We start from the raw sequence: 15,718 nt of genomic DNA, 5'->3' as shown, positions 1-15,718 counted from the left end.
AAGTTAATTATTTGATTTATTTCAAAAGAAATTCATTGAAAATATATATTTTTAGTAGCTTTTTTTAATTTTTTTGTTATATATTTTTAAATCCGGAGCGTTTATACCACGAAATTCACAAGAGGAGTACCCTCATGCAAACTCCTCAGAGATCACATAAGAAGCACATTTTTTGTTTAATACATATATTCAATAATAGTTGTAAAAAATATGAAGGATTTTAGAAGTTTTATCAATTTACAATAACTAAGGAGAGAAAACATATTGCAAAAAATAGCAGTTGCAATAATCCACGGTATAGGTGAACAAAAAGCTGAATTTGCCGATAAAATGATTGAAGAAATAAAAAACCGATTTGCAAGTCACCTTAATCATATAATTGATGATCCTACGTCACAGTTAGCATTTAAGCCAATACATTGGGCAGAACTATTCGCTGAAAGAGAAAATAAACTTTTTCAGACAATTGTGTTGAATAAGAATTTACACTTCAATGATTTAAGAGATTTCATTATTCATTATTTGGGTGATGTAATTGCATACCAACCTGTAGAAACAGCCAAGCAGAATTATGAAAGAGTACATGAAAAAATTGAACAGAATCTAAATGACCTTGTTAATGTAGCCGGAGAAAGTGCTCCACTTTGTGTGATCTCGCACAGTCTAGGTTCTGTTATTACAAGTAACTACTTCTATGATTTACAATTCAAAGTAAATCATAAAGATTTAGAAAAAAATAATTTATCACCTTTAGAAAAAGGAGAAACCTTAACATTATTTTATACATTAGGAACAACATTACCACTATGGAGCTTAAGATACTATAATTTTAATCGTCCTATAAATATTCCTTCTGCAAACCTTAACGATTTTTATCCAGGGTTACAAGGTGAGTGGATCAATTTTTATGATAAAGATGATGTATTAGGTTATCCATTAAGAGATATTGATGAAACTTATGCAAAAGCTGTAACTGAAGACAGAGAAATTAATGTAGGAAATGTAATCACAAGCTGGAATCCATTAGCTCATAATGCATACTTTATAGACAATGATGTAATCAATCCAATAGTAGAAGCTTTAGTTCGGGTATGGAAGTATGTGAATAACGTGTAGGTTTTATTAACCTCCCCCTCTTTCACTTTGTTTAGAACTGGGGATTCCTAAGTAAAGTGTTCGATAGAACTCTAATTTATCAGGCTATCTCTGCAGCCCTTACGGTTAAGAGCCTTATCGTTTCATTACTATTCTTTATCTGATGTCGATTCATCTCCTACATGCTGTACTGGGCTATGATGATCCTTCGCGTTCTAGAGGAATAAGTTTTCTTGGCTAAAATGATAAAAATATTTTTGATACTCAAAAGCGTGTTTCTTAACTTTTAGCAATCTTATAATTGGTGAAAGTAATAAATATAATTGGATTATATTAAAGGAAGGTTTTATTATGCAAAATACACTTACATCCGAATTGCCACGAATAATTTATGCCGAGGCCTCCGTTCACTCCATTGGTGGTCAATCCATATTCACAACTTCAAAAAACATTACAAGTGCAACTGTTGAAAAATTTTATTCTGATAAATCTAAAATACAAAATGCTGTTGAAAAATTGAAGAAACATGGATTTAGAGTACTAAACGTAGGAGAAACATCGATTTCAATTGCTGCTTCCCCTTCAACTTTCGAAAAAGTTTTTCATACTAAAATTGTAGCAAAAGAACTAAAGGTACCAGAAATAACAGGACAAACATCTACAACCATACTAGACTCAACAAATTCGAATATGCTAGGTTTAATTGATACAAAAAATAGTGATTTAGCAGATGTATTAGAGGGCATTGCTATTAACGAAAAAGCGATTTTACATACACCATCAATGGGAAACGTAGAAAATACTAATACCTCTGGAATAATATCTCCTAATCCTCCTAAAAAGGATTATTATTACCTAGAACCTCCACACGATTTGATTAAACTTCTCTTAGCAAAAGAAGCGCATGATATTGGGATTACTGGAAAAGGAATAAAAGTTGTAATGGTTGATTCTGGATTTTATAGACATCCATTTTTTCTTACAAGGCAATACCATATAAATTCAGTTATTTTGGGTCCTGATACCTTTGAACCAATACATGACGAAACGGGGCATGGGACAGGTTGCGCTGCCAATATTTTTTCTTTGGCACCAGAAGTAGATTTAACTGTAGTAAAAATGAACATGTTTATGGCAATGGGTGCTTTTGAAAAAGCAGTAGAACAAAATCCTGATATTATCACTTGTAGTTGGGGATTTCCCACACCACCAAATGAGTTAACAGCCCAACAAACCATATTTGCAGTTAAAATAGCGGATGCAGTAAAGAAAGGCATTACAGTTATCTTTGCCAGCGGAAATGGAGGACAACCATTTCCAGGGATGCATCCCGATGTCATTTCTGTAGGAGGTGTTTTTGTAGCAAAAGACGGTTCTATGGAAGCAACACCATTTGCCAGTGGTTATAAAAGTGAGATTTACCAAAACCGTCAAGTCCCTGATATATGTGGTTTATGTGGTCTCCCACCAATCGCTGCTTATATAATGCTACCAGTCGATCCTGATGAAAAATATGATCGTGAAAGAGCTGAAATAAAATATCCACTAGGTGACGAGACCTCACCTAGTGATGGCTGGGCAGCTTTTAGTGGAACTTCAACTGCCGCACCACAGATAGCCGGAATATGTGCTTTATTAAAACAAGTAAATAAAAAACTAACTCCATTGCAATTGCGAGACATTTTAAAAGAAACTGCTAGAGATGTAATAAAAGGTCACTCCCAACAGAATAACCCTGCTCAACCAGGGCATGATGTTGCAACAGGGTTCGGATTAGTGAATGCTTCTAAAGCTGTAGAGGTTGCAAAGATTATGCAGTAAAACAAAAAAACTATATACAAAGCATACTTTCTAATAAATAAAAAATTAAACTATTAAAAACATGTATTTATGTGTTAACTTATTCCACACTTCGACTTTATATCAACAAGATACATTCAATCTTTCCTAAAAGGTCACTGAATAGGGCCTTTTAGGAAAGATTTTTTCTGTACATTTGAAAAGTTAACTACTTTTATTGGAAACTATTTTCCTCTTAAAAATGTTAGTAATTTTCCACCGTTTATTATACCGATGAATTCTTAACTCATCCCTTGACGTCTTGGCTTTTAAATTACAATTTCTAAAAATTCCAACGCCTGTCCTAGCCTTGATTAAACAAAAGAATAGTCATAGTGAATAAAAAATCTATAATAAATTTTATATTAGATATCGTTTCAAACATTTTAAATACTTTTTCTTTTCATTTCTTTTGTTTCGTCTTTTAGATACTCAATATCCAAAGAATCAATATTAGCTACCCTTCAATCTCCTCTCAAACATGGGCTGAATTTCAATTTGTATTCATTTTCTTCATATACTATAATAAAAAATTGCTACTAAATATACATATAATCAAGAATTGAGAACTCCAAATAAATTCCTTTGATTTTTCCGTTAAAAGAACATACTTGTCTTTAATGATTTTTATCTGAGACAATGCAATATCCTGATTTAATATCAAGCAATTCAGCACTTTCAATTTTATTCTTTTGCTAAATCTAATAACCCATTACCTACTGACCGTTTAGAATAATTAAGAGTCGTTGTCCGTCTAATTAATTGAGCATAAATCTCATTCTCAGATAGTGTTCTATCAAATTCATTTTTATTTTCACAATGTTTAATAATTAATGCAGCACCCCCTGAAATATGAGGGGTTGCCATTGACGTTCCACTTAATTTTGCATAGCCTCCACCTATATAAGTTGACAAAATTTCTACTCCAGGTGCAACTAAATCAACATTCTTATTGGTATTACTGAATGTAGCCACCTTTTTTTCTAGATCAACTGCACCTACTTCTACAACTTCTGGGTAGCAACCTGGATAACCAAACTCATCTGTATTACCGTTATTATCTCCTTCATTTCCAGCTGCACAAACAACTAATATACCATTATTCACCGCATTTTTTACAGCTTGATGTAGTTCTGGAACATCATAAGGTCCTCCTAAAGACATGGAAATAACTCTTACTTTTTCTCCATTAGGCCCTCTCCAACTTACTGCATAATTAATTCCATTTATTATCCATTCATAGACGCCCGAACCATCCGGCCCCCCCAATACTTTTACAATAAGTAACTTAGCTTGAGGTGCTACTCCTAAAACACCTTTATTATTTTCTGTAGCAGCAATTGTTCCTGAAACATGCGTTCCATGTCCATTTAAATCTAAATAATTATCAGGATTGCTATTATCATCAGTAGTAAAATTTCTTCCTCCAATAATACGATCCTTTAAATCAATATGATCGCTTTGACATCCTGTATCTAGTACCGCTACCACAATATCTTTTCCTTTTTCACTTTTATCCCATGCTACCGGAGCGTTTATTAATTGTACACCTTCAGGTATTTCATGAACTTTATCAACAACTTCCAACACTTCAAATGGTATTAATCCTACTTCATTTTTCTTTACATCATTTGAGTTATTATGAGTCATTTTTTACCCCGTTTAGTAAATTTAATTTTTAAGATAATCAAAATTAACAACAGCATTATAAGATTTAATATACAGTACCATATATAATGTGCTATATATTTTAGAACCTTTAACCCTTAAAGAACGCTACTTAGTCTCCCCCACCTCTTTGCAGATACTATTACACCTTTATGCAAATTGAGGTGGGGGAATTTTATCAAAAAATGATAAAACATTTTAAAAATATCAGAAATCAGATTTTTATATCTTCAGGTGATTCAATAATATGACCAATTAGACCTTCTACGTGAGCAATTGGATCGTAATTCCGTAATTCTCCAAAATCAAGCCCCGTTAAATCTTCAATTTTTAGCACAGGTACTTGATATGTTTTATATGCACCGTACGCATCTTCTAAATTATCAATTAAATGTTTTTGAGATTGTAAATACGCCGTAGCTGATAATTTCCCATCTTCCTTAACCATAACAGCTACTTTCCAAAATTCTGCAGGTATTTGTACGCCGCGATAAACTATGTCATCACTACGAAATACTGGTCCAGTAAAAACTGTTGCTTTAAATTTAAACTTTGAAGCTTTCTCTAAAATATAATCCTCCAAATCCAGCCATGTCTTCTGGTTAAGGTTTTTATGTTGAGGAGAACAATTTGTAAAATGGAATGTATCTCTTTCTGCTTTCTTGGCTAAGTCTCCCCAAACAGGATCTAACCTACGAACAAGATGCCCTCTGTCGATTTCATTTCTAGCGTACAGCTCAGGTCCACACTGGTATTTTTGATCTATCCGTGAATCAAACACCCAACTATCATTCCGTCCCAGATCTACAAGCTTATTTCCATCAAGATTAACTACAGTATAATATGCTAATCGACGGGATTGACTCATGACAATTGAAAAGTGTGTATAATTTAGGATTCTCTCCCCATTTTTAAGAAGTGCTACATCTGTTTCAAGATCAGAACGTAATTTAGGATGGGGAACTTCATAATTATCACCTAAAAACTTCGAGTCATAACCTTTAGACCCCTTATACCAATCTGGAGCTAGACTCTCTGAAGATAATATTTCAGAATTATCTTCAGCCAATTCCCACCCTTTTGCAAGCTCATCAAGTAGTTTCTTCTTATCATCACTTAAATTTTGTAACTGATTCATAACAAACTGAACTATACTACTAATACGTATACCCTCGTTTGCTATATATTTTGTACTATCTTTTGGATCCGGAACACCTGCATGATGAAGCGCGATAACTATCCATTCATCATTATATACAGCTGATCCAGAAGATCCTGGTTCAGTATCAGTTTCATAATGAATAAAATCATCAAATATGTCTAAGATTTTATTCTCTCTATTTGCTACCATTTTTGGCGCACCAGAAGGATGCTGAATTATTGATAAGTGTTCACCTACCAATATTCCGCCTTTACGTGATAGTAATGGTAGAAAGTTATAATCACTCAATTTTGTACCGTCAGCAGATGTTTCTTCTACGGCAACTAATGTAAAATCAAGTCTCTCATTTGTCATAAAGAAACGATTTGGTGCTAAACGAAAATTTTTTATCTCTTTTTCTTTTAAATCTAAACCCAATTCATAATCAAATTGTGCGAGGCTAAATAATGCATCGTCTTCATCTGTTAAAACATGATTATTTGTTAGTAGCAAAGAAGGCGATACAAGGAAACCTGTGCCATGTCCGCGAACCCTTCCAATTCGATCCCGAACCTCGATTCTACAGACAGGTTTAGCAGCTTTAAGTCCTGCTTCAAAATAAGAAATGGGAAATAAATCACTCGCACCAATTATACGCTCTATCGCTAATCCATCTCGTGGATTAATAATTGCTTTTCGAAAAAAAGCTCGTTCTGGTTTACTTACTTCTAATGGGTTTTTATACTGTAATTCATTCTGCAGGTTCTCACGCTTGTTTGAACGTTCAATATAACGATTCTGGGCTTGCTGTTGTTGCAAAGCTATTAAGTTTTGATTAAAGAGTAAATCTTTTTCAAATCCCATATTAGACATTTTTCATCCTCCTAAGTACACATTTCTTAACATTATTTATATATTGCCCTTTTCTCTATTTTTCTAATGCATTGGTAATATGAATTTTTATCCTTACAGTCTTAAAGATTTCGAATTATATTAATAAATTCATTTAATTAAATTAATTGTTTTTATTTATTTTAAGGTTAAGTAAAACTTCTCTTAATTACTTAAATATTCTTTTTCAAAGTAAACTCATAATGAGGGCATGATTATCAACTTGTGCAAATTAATGTTGAATTGAACTACCCCACACTTTCACTTCGTTTAGAAATGAGGGATTCTTAAGTAAAGAGTTCTATCGAACTCTAATTAATTAGGCTATTCCCGCAGTCCTTGCGATTAGAATCCTTATAGCTTCATTCTTTAAATTGATACTTGCGTTAACATCCCTATCATGGTGTGTAAAGCAAGAAGGGCAGTCTCATTTACGTAGGTTTAGATTTTTAACGTCTTTGTTTTGATATCCACAACAAGAACATAATTGACTGGAAGCATCCACAAGTTTGCGAACAGACGACTGAATTGCAATACTATCCACTTCTTTTAGCAAAACAAACTCTTTCTTCATGGCAGGAAGTTTGGCAGAACATGTACCATATATTTCTTTGTATGCGTGATCCCATAGGGATAGGAAATGATTGAATATAAAAAGAGAACATCCAATCGTGTTGTTAATTAGAATTGCTTGTACTCAATTTGGATAGATACGAAACTTATAGGCTTTATTAATCATTTATTGATTCAAATACATTTCCGTATATAACCACTATAAACAGAACGTACATTCGAAAGATAATAAAGTAACACTTCATGTATGTCGAACAATTATGGTGGCTTCCTGCCATGCCTTGTTCGAATCCAATTCATCTCCCACCTACTCACTGGGTAAGGCCTCTTCACCACTCCTTCAGGAAGGAGTCTAGGAGACTTCTTGGCTAAAAATACTTAAAAATCCTAGTAGCTTTCTATTAACTCCAATAAAAGTAACAATATTTTTTATAATTTTAACTTGAATTAAACTAAAGAAATTAATAAAAACCGAAGAAATTATTTATTCCACGGTTTTATATTTTTTATTTTTTGAGTACTTCAAAATAATATTTCTAAAAATAACACTGTTCAGTTGCCTTTCTAACTTTCCATTGTTACTTATTGATTATAAAAAGTTAATCTCTGATAGTGGATAAAAGGCACGAATTATACTAACATAATCTATCCCTTGATCAGCAAGGTACTTGCTTCCCCATCTACAAAATCTTTCATTTGGATAATTTCTTATCCCACTACTATATACGATTAACATCGGTTCAACACTATATGGTTTGGTAATGTATTGATTAAATATTTCATCAACTAACTCATCAATTTCAAAAAATGTATTTCTACCATAATGATACGATTGATCAAACGAAGGAGTGCTACTGATTGTAAATCCTCTTTCCAAATAATGCGCATTATATATACGATTTAATACAAAAGATGTTATACAAATTATATTAGCTCTAAGGGCTTCTTTTGGCCATGTAGGGTATAGTTCTGAAGCAGCTACGTTTTTTATATATTCCCTAAATTCCACCTTATATCTTGGAGCCGAATCATTAGGATTTCCATCATGAACTATAATATATTGGGGTATATTTAAATTATGCGCATGTGAAGGAAGAGCTGAAGGATAAATAAAGGACGGATGAATTTGTCTTTCTAAATACTGTTTAGTTAATGTATGCTTAGGTACATCAATAATTTCAATTGAGTGCAGCTCTCCTGTTCGATTAACAGGAATCATATCTACTCTTTGTTTTGATGTAATTCCCTCATAGATTTGTACGCCTCTAATTACTTTTACACCATAGTTAGGTGCTTCAATTGTAAGGATATATTCTGAATAAGGTTTAGGACCTGTAGGATCTGAAGCATATTCTTTAGGAGGAGCTGATAGAGAAATGACACTTGTTAAACCAATGTCATTTGTTTGAAGTGTGGCAATAACTTGACTGGTCTCAACTTGCTTACGAATAAATACCTTTGCACCCTTAATTGGTTTATCTGTATTCATTTCATAAACAGATACAATTAACTTACCTGTTGGTGCACGGTAAGAATCGCATGTATCATAAGAAAATTGGTTTTCATTCAAATATGGATTCGATTGATAACATAACGTATTCCGTAGATTCCGTGGATTCCATGGATAAAAATAATAGTCTTTCACAACTATTGCTCCTTCCTCTATAACTATTCATTTTGATCACTCCTAATAAATTTTATAACATTCTCTAATTAATAATAAGGATGATATCCATTATTATAATAGAAAAATTGTGGTTGCTGATATGCAGATGAATTTGTCATAATTGGCGTAGAGGGAGGATAAGCTAATGATGGATTAAAATTATTAGTGGGTGGATATGTTGTAATATTGACGACTTTATTAGTCTGCTCTGGCACAGAATTATTTGCCAAATTATTTAAAGTAGTTCGTGGAGATCCATAGGTATGTTGTAATTCATCAAGTACTCTCCATAGTTCTTTACGCACTATTCCTGTAACTGTAAAACCTTTAATTTTTTGAAATTCTTTCACTGATTTTTCAGTTCCAAGCCCATAAAACCCATCTATTTGCCCGTCGTAATAACCATATTTCTTCAATAATGTCTGTAATGTTTTAACACTTTCTCCTTGACTACCATTTTGTAAGATCGGATAAATTCCAGGAAGATTTGTAACATACACATACATATCGTTAAGTTTATTCCAAGTTAACTCATCTACAATTCCACTTTCAGGAATCTCGTATATTTTTTGGAATTTTTTGACGGCATTTACTGTATTTGCATCAAACTTACCACTTATTATTACCTCAGGGATATCTAAATACTTTTTTCTTATATGAAATAGGTATTTTTGAACGGTCAAAACAGCTCCTTTTTGATCTCCTTCCTTTAAATTAAATCCCGGGAATGGCTTAATTACTTGTATAAATTCAGCAAAACGGATTTCTATACTTTTATAGTAGTATTTTAAGATATCCGGGTACTTCATTCCTTGATCTGCAAGGCATGCTGATCCCCATTGAAAAAGCATCCCTGGGCGATTTCCGTATGGGCATGGTTGCTTTCTACCTTTACGATATTGTGCAAAAAGTGGTAAGTTCTCACCAGGTTTAGCAATGTATTGTTTGAAAACTTCTTCCACTGCGTCATCAGTTGTATTAAAAGTATTTCTACCATGAATATACTTTTGATCAAACTGTGTAGTGCTTGTAATTGTAAATCCTTTATCTTTATAAAAGTTTGTATAAATTCTATTTAATGAATATGAAATTACGCAGAGGGCATTTGCTAATAATGCATCTTTTTTCCATGTGGGTGCCACTTCCGAAGAAAGAACATTCTTTAAATATTCTTTAAATCTAACCTTATATCTTGGAGCTTTTGTATTTGGATGACCATCATGAACAATAATAAATTCAGGCATTATAACATCAATATCTCTATCTTGTCTTGTTTCTAAATTTTTCGCCAATTCTTGTTGTAGTTCCTGTTGTGATTCTTGCTGGGGATATTGTCCAATTAATGTATGTTCCGGAATATCAATTACTTCAACATAGTCCCGTCCCTCTGTTCTATTAACAGGTATAAGTTCCATTTTTTGAACAGCTGTAACATCGGGAAAAATTTGTGTACCACGTAATACTACAGGTGCATAACCTGCAGCTTCAATGGATATCGCATATTCAGAATACGGTTTTGAACCTAAAGGATCTAGCGAATTCTCAATAGGAGGGGTAGGTAATGCAACTGTTTCAGTTTCACCGAATTCATTCGTATACATAGTAATAACTTCATCCCGATGGGAAGATAAAATACGCCCTTCCTCTGTCATTTTATAAATTGATACTTTGACACCCTTAATTGGGCTTTCCGTATCTTTTTCGTATATTTGCGCGAATATTTTTCCACTTGGTTGCCGTTTAAAATCTTCCCGCTCTTTACCATATGCTCCTGCTGCATTAAATTGGGAATTAGAACTCCCTAAATAATGTTGATAAGAATTATACAATTCCATCTCTCCTCTCATTTAAATCGTCTTTATATTTAACCTCTCATATATAAACAAAGTTAATAAAGGACCCCTTTAACCAAAATACTATGTTCATATCTATTTTTTGGAAATCATATAATAGCCTATTTTCTCAAAAATTTATATAAAATTCCTAAAAGACAAGTATGGACAGCTCTATTAGAACTTCACCACCTTCTGCTAGTCAATCCAAAATACCCCTTCAATCTGAGTGGTTAATATAGTTACATTTTTGCTACATACTATAAAAGTTAAATAACCTTATTAATAAAGATAATTTAATTCAAAACTATACTTGCCTATTACAAAGAAAGTTATAAATTAATTTAAATTTATATTTAGAAAATAGAAAAACTACTTATTACTATTGAATATAGTAACTTTCACTTTAAGACAAAATTAATTAAAAAAATGTTCCTTTTGAAAACTATGTAAATATAACAGAAAACATTTGCTATTTCATCTTTTACTATTGGTGTCTGTCATAATAAAGTTTAAATCATCTATAAATAAGTAACAGCATTCTAAAATCCAGAGGTGACATATGGAGAATTTACCCACTATTAAATTAGGTTCTACAGGATATTATGTAACAATTCTTCAATTAAATCTAAGCGGTTTGGGAGTATACTATGAAAAACTTGCTATTACTGGTTTTTTTGATGAAAAGACAAATAAATACACAAAAATTTTTCAAGAGAAAACTAAATTAAATCCAAATGGAATTGTAGAAATGAAGACTTGGAAATCATTGTTTGAGAACGTAATATTAATACAAAAAAAGCTGCAAACTGAAGGCGTTTATTCGGGACAACTTGATGGAATATTCGGTATATCAACTATTCAATCCACACAAGAATACCAAAAGAAGCAAAATTTATACCCTTCTGGAGATATTACACCTAGAACACGCCACAGATTATTTAATCCTAATTCTAAAAATGAATTTTATGCTAGCTCTAGTCACTTAAACTCCTTACACCCATTTGTTAAGATGTTAGCTAAAGAGTTTCTAGAATTAACGAAAGCTAATGGTTTAGATGTTCGAATATATTCAGTGTTTAGAAGTTGGAGTGAACAGGATCAGTTATTTTCTTTAGGAAGATGGAAACTTGGTAAAAAGGTAACAAACGCTAGAGGCGGGGAATCATATCACAACTGGGGATTAGCCTTTGATGCTGCGCCGTACGTAAATACTTCTATCCCTTGGGAGAACATCAAAAAATTCAAACAAATGGGGTATATAGGAGAAAAACTTGGTTTAAGTTGGGGTGGGCATTTTACCAGCATAGTTGATTATCCGCATTTCGAATATTCTTTCGGATTAAGTTCTTGGGATCTCCTTAACGGTATTAAGCCTCCTATTTTAGATATATAGCTTTTCATGAAACTTAAATCACATCAATAGGTTTTCAAATTATAAAGGAAAAACTTTTCATTATATATCGATTGATAATGGACAATAGGATTATGTTCACAATGATCCATTACATCCTGTACCAGACCAATGAATTCATGTTGCTTTTCCAGTTGCTTCTAGTCTTTTTGTTTTAACATGTGGGGGCACACGTTTAGAATACAATAATTAATGAGAGTTTTTACTCAGGACTTTTTTATCAATGGACAATTTACTACATTCCTAAATTAAACATAAAATATATGGTTAATTTAGGAAAATCGGGGGGGATCATTCATGTTTGAGCCTGTTCTGTACCATTATTTTAATAGATATAATCAATCTCCTTATGATTATTATAATGAGTATTTCAGGCAAATTAACCCTGAAGTAACTCGAATGATAAATCTTCTTAATCAAGAAAGACAAAAAGCAGGACTAAAACCTTTATCTATAAATAACCGCATAACTCAAGTAACCCAATTAAAAGTAAATGACGTAGCTATTACTGGAAATTGTCAACATTACAGCCCTACCTTCAACGGAGACGAGGGTAAAATGTTAAAAAACGCAGGTATTACGGGATTAAAACTTGGTTGGATCCTTTATTGCGGCCAACCTGGAACTGCTAAAGAGGCAATAAACTGGTGGATGAATATCAGCACCTTTGGGCATAGAGCACAGATTTTAAACCCAGATTTTAATTACTTTGGAGTTGCGACTTCTGTATCACAAAACGGAACGCGTTCTTGGTCAGTAATCTTCCAAAAGGCATAGCAATTTCTGCTTCTTACTCCACCTCCTTCCTCACAATTTCCGCAATAACAATTGATAGACATTAACTTAGCACTTATTGATTTCACAGCTAATGAAAACTATCTGTCTCTTTTTGATGTTACCTTGTTTTTCTTTTTCTGTAGAGAACCGTGTATTTCCTGCTGTCTATAGGAAGACCTTGTTCTCAATTCAATCGTTTAAACATAAGATTTAAACGATTTTCAAGATAAAACCTCATCATTACCAATATTTTAAAAAATATCTCAAATTCAATGTTATTTGCATAAAAGCTGAAATATTAAGTCAATAATACATTTAAGTTTTAACAAACTACCAATATATTATTTCTCAACATAGGAAGTATAGAATTATAAGAAGCCAATTGTTAATATATAGATATCTCAATTGCGTTATTTCTTTTTAAAGAGAGTTTGTGTTTTTACACAAGCTCTCTTTTATTGCATTTCAGATATATTCAACAAGGTGAGTCTTTTCCACTTACAGCAATAGAAAATAAAAATTTGCGTCTAATACAAAAACTCCATACAATTCACAAATAACCTTTAAAACTCAGATATAACAATAAATAGGCATTCCATATCCTGACTGGTAAAACTAAATTATAGAACTATTTCTCTGTAGCAAAATAAAGTAGAGCTATAGTCGGAAAAGCGATTCCTATCCATAATGTTAGATTCCATCCACCTAAGGCATATGCCCATCCTCCAATAAAGGATCCAACAGCACCTCCCAAAAAGAAAATAGCCATAAATAGCCCGTTTAATCGACTACGGATTTCTGGACTCAACGAGAAAATTAAACGTTGGCTAAGCACAAGCTTTGCAGATACTCCCATGTCTAACAGAATTGCAGCAATTACTAAAACAGCTATTCCAAAGGGCGAGCTACTTTGAATAAAAAGTGGAAGTATTAAAGAAATAATAACAACAGTGAGAGCTATCCCAGTGGCGGGTCGTGTCCAGCCAAGATCAGCTAGACGACCACCTATTGGAGCGGCTATTGCACCTGTAATTCCGACAAGTGCATATAATGCTATGGCAGTCTGAGAAAAATGAAAAGCAGGACTAGATAATAATAATGGAACAGTGGTCCAGAATAAACTAAAAGCCCCAAATACACAAGCATGATAAATGGCGCGACGGCGTAAAATTGGAGTAGTACGTAACAGTTGCCACATTGAATTAAGTAAGGCTATATAATTTGTTTTTGCCTTTGGTTTCCTAGTAGGGAGTACTTTCGATAATACAAACGCTAAAACAATAATTACAGTAGCAGATAAAGCAAATATTGCATTCCATCCCCACATATCGGCTACTAGACTAGATTTCGGTCGCGCAAGCATAATACCTAATAACAGACCATTCATGACATTGCCAACTACGCGACCGCGTGCATTCTCAGATGAAAGATATGATACAAGAGGTACGAGCACTTGCGCTGCGACCGAACCCAGTCCGATAAAGAATGGAGCAATTAACAACAAGGTTGCGCTTTTTACAAAAACCATAGAAATGAGCGCAAATGCACTTAAAAATAACAATATAAGTATCAATTTTTTATTCTCAACAATATCCCCCAAAGGCACAAGAAATAATAAGCCAACAACATATCCAATTTGAGTTAGCATTACAATTAATCCAGCGCTACTATTAGAAAGCCCAATTTCATTACTAATTAGCCCAGTTAAAGGCTGTGCATAATAAAGATTAGCCACAATAATACCACATGCAGTTGCTAAAAGAATGATTAAACCTGATGAAATGTCCTTATCAATTGCTTTATTTTTAAAATTAGACATAAGTATTTCCTCCCATACTTTTATTTCAAAATTACTAAATCACTTCGGCAAGTACTATTGCGATGCCATTTTTTATTGTAATAAATTAAGTCTGAGCTAATTTCCATTCTGCTTTTAAAAGGTCCAATTTCCTCTCTTTTTTATCCCCCTTTTCTAAATGTTTTTTAGCAATTTAATTATTGAATTTTGGAACCTAAATGTAGCCATACCATTACAAGATGTTAGTTAGTTAATTAACAAACTGAACGTGCAGTTTATTAATTAACTAAAAATATATACTAAACGTATAGTTTATGTTTTTGAAAGGAATGATTAATGTGCAAGGTAAAAGAGGTCGACCACGTAATATCGAAACCCAAAAGGCCATCCTTTCTGCGTCCTATGAGTTATTATTGGAAAGTGGATTTAAAGCAGTCACAGTCGATAAAATTGCAGACCGTGCTAAAGTCAGCAAAGCTACGATTTATAAATGGTGGCCAAATAAGGCTGCTGTGGTAATGGATGGTTTTCTTTCTGCTGCTGCCAGATTGCCTGTACCTGACACAGGTTCAGCCTTGAATGATATTTTAATTCACGCTACAAGTTTAGCCAGTTTTTTGATAAGTCGAGAAGGAACTATTATCAATGAGTTAGTTGGCGAAGGGCAATTTGATTCGAAACTAGCAGAGGAATATCGTGCTCGATATTTCCAGCCACGTCGACTGCAAGCAAAGCAACTTCTGGAGAAGGGAATTAACAGAGGAGAATTAAAAGAAAACCTCGATGTTGAATTAAGCATCGATCTCATTTACGGACCAATTTTTTATCGCTTGCTAGTAACCGGTGAAAAGTTGGATGAATCCTATGTACATGACTTGGTTATAAACGCATTCGAAGGGATACGTTTGAAGTAATTAACATATAAACAAAGATTTAGATTTCCAACGTTTCCTATACTGATGTAACTCGCATTAACTTGATAAATAAAGTATCTAATGTTTTAAAACTGATGTTTATGGGATTG

10 protein-coding genes and 1 pseudogene are annotated in these 15,718 nt (G+C 33.0%); 5 read left to right on the top strand and 6 right to left on the bottom strand.

The genetic code is table 11. The annotated features are described in order from the left end of the window. The first annotated feature begins 264 nt into the window (after positions 1–264). Entirely contained in the window at positions 265–1,116 is an 852-nt protein-coding gene (locus tag N2V92_RS01300; protein ID WP_170264937.1) for a chemotaxis protein, read from the top strand. Positions 1,117–1,446: 330 nt separating this feature from the next. After that, a complete protein-coding gene (locus tag N2V92_RS01295) occupies positions 1,447–2,916 on the top strand; it encodes a S8 family serine peptidase (RefSeq protein WP_170264936.1) in 1,470 nt (489 codons plus the stop codon). Positions 2,917–3,618: 702 nt separating this feature from the next. Here N2V92_RS01295 and N2V92_RS01290 read toward each other — a convergent pair. The 5 genes and pseudogenes from N2V92_RS01290 to N2V92_RS01270 all read right to left on the bottom strand — a co-directional run bounded on the left by N2V92_RS01290 (position 3,619) and on the right by N2V92_RS01270 (position 10,702). Continuing rightward, complete coding sequence (locus tag N2V92_RS01290) at positions 3,619–4,584, bottom strand: S8 family peptidase (protein WP_170264935.1); 966 nt, start codon at positions 4,582–4,584, stop codon at positions 3,619–3,621. Positions 4,585–4,816: 232 nt separating this feature from the next. Continuing rightward, positions 4,817–6,616 (bottom strand): DNA/RNA non-specific endonuclease, encoded by a 1,800-nt coding sequence (locus N2V92_RS01285; RefSeq protein WP_025686820.1) that lies wholly within the window; start codon positions 6,614–6,616, stop codon positions 4,817–4,819. Positions 6,617–6,953: 337 nt separating this feature from the next. Next, positions 6,954–7,322, bottom strand: a pseudogene (locus N2V92_RS01280) (zinc ribbon domain-containing protein). Positions 7,323–7,796: 474 nt separating this feature from the next. After that, positions 7,797–8,852 (bottom strand): SpoIID/LytB domain-containing protein, encoded by a 1,056-nt coding sequence (locus tag N2V92_RS01275; RefSeq protein ID WP_170264934.1) that lies wholly within the window; start codon positions 8,850–8,852, stop codon positions 7,797–7,799. A gap of 68 nt (positions 8,853–8,920) precedes the next feature. Further along, a complete protein-coding gene (locus N2V92_RS01270; protein WP_431189112.1) occupies positions 8,921–10,702 on the bottom strand; it encodes a peptidoglycan-binding domain-containing protein in 1,782 nt (593 codons plus the stop codon). A gap of 565 nt (positions 10,703–11,267) precedes the next feature. Here N2V92_RS01270 and N2V92_RS01265 point away from each other — a divergent pair. After that, positions 11,268–12,101: a peptidoglycan-binding protein gene (locus N2V92_RS01265; RefSeq protein WP_170264932.1), complete on the top strand. Its 834-nt coding sequence runs from the start codon at positions 11,268–11,270 to the stop codon at positions 12,099–12,101. A gap of 315 nt (positions 12,102–12,416) precedes the next feature. Continuing rightward, the gene (locus tag N2V92_RS01260; protein ID WP_170264931.1) at positions 12,417–12,896 is read left to right on the top strand and encodes a CAP domain-containing protein; all 480 of its coding nucleotides are present in this window, start codon (positions 12,417–12,419) and stop codon (positions 12,894–12,896) included. A 628-nt stretch (positions 12,897–13,524) separates the two neighbouring features. Here N2V92_RS01260 and N2V92_RS01255 read toward each other — a convergent pair. Then, positions 13,525–14,715: an MFS transporter gene (locus N2V92_RS01255; RefSeq protein WP_170264930.1), complete on the bottom strand. Its 1,191-nt coding sequence runs from the start codon at positions 14,713–14,715 to the stop codon at positions 13,525–13,527. Positions 14,716–15,023: 308 nt separating this feature from the next. Between N2V92_RS01255 and N2V92_RS01250 the strand changes: the two genes are divergently transcribed. Then, positions 15,024–15,608 (top strand): TetR/AcrR family transcriptional regulator, encoded by a 585-nt coding sequence (locus N2V92_RS01250; RefSeq protein WP_170264929.1) that lies wholly within the window; start codon positions 15,024–15,026, stop codon positions 15,606–15,608. Positions 15,609–15,718: the final 110 nt, after the last annotated feature.

The sequence above is a fragment of the Bacillus sp. CH_48 genome (assembly GCF_038008465.1).
Lineage (GTDB): Bacteria > Bacillota > Bacilli > Bacillales > Bacillaceae_G > Bacillus_A > Bacillus_A thuringiensis_S.
The sequence above is the reverse complement of the archived record's forward strand: the minus strand, read 5'-3'. Positions and strand labels throughout refer to the sequence as shown.

Bases quoted from the DNA above. Each gene is read 5' to 3' on its own strand.
- N2V92_RS01295 (WP_170264936.1), top strand. From the start codon at position 1,447: ATGCAAAATACACTTACATCCGAATTGCCACGAATAATTTATGCCGAG.
- N2V92_RS01290 (WP_170264935.1), bottom strand. From the start codon at position 4,584: ATGACTCATAATAACTCAAATGATGTAAAGAAAAATGAAGTAGGATTA.
- N2V92_RS01285 (WP_025686820.1), bottom strand. From the start codon at position 6,616: ATGTCTAATATGGGATTTGAAAAAGATTTACTCTTTAATCAAAACTTA.
- N2V92_RS01265 (WP_170264932.1), top strand. From the start codon at position 11,268: ATGGAGAATTTACCCACTATTAAATTAGGTTCTACAGGATATTATGTA.
- N2V92_RS01260 (WP_170264931.1), top strand. From the start codon at position 12,417: ATGTTTGAGCCTGTTCTGTACCATTATTTTAATAGATATAATCAATCT.
- N2V92_RS01255 (WP_170264930.1), bottom strand. From the start codon at position 14,715: ATGTCTAATTTTAAAAATAAAGCAATTGATAAGGACATTTCATCAGGT.
- N2V92_RS01250 (WP_170264929.1), top strand. From the start codon at position 15,024: ATGATTAATGTGCAAGGTAAAAGAGGTCGACCACGTAATATCGAAACC.